Annotated in this window: 1 protein-coding gene; it reads left to right on the forward strand. The window is 42.4% G+C overall.

The window, feature by feature from the left end; all coding sequences use genetic code 11:
* Positions 1-133: 133 nt before the first annotated feature.
* On the forward strand, positions 134-278 hold a 145-nt coding region (locus AC0IXA_RS27410), incomplete at its 3' end, for a helix-turn-helix domain-containing protein (protein WP_471814896.1).

Raw genomic sequence — 278 nt, forward strand, 5'->3', positions numbered from 1 at the left:
GGAGCAAAGCTGTATTTTGAACAAATAGATCATCGGGATGCAGAGCAGGCGTTATTTAAGCAAGAAGCAGAACTGAGGGAGCTTACCGCAAGAATCAAGCTGGAAGCATTCTCGTTTAGAAAAGGTGAAGAAGATGCAAAACACAAATAAAACGGTTGTGAAATCAATGGAGATTTTGCGGCTGTTTATCGCTCACGATCAATTAACATTAAATGAAATGATCGAGCTTTCCGGTATGCCGAAAACATCTGTCCATCGCATGGCGACCTCTTTAGCCG

The sequence above is a fragment of the Pseudomonas sp. AC083 genome, from assembly GCF_979253165.1.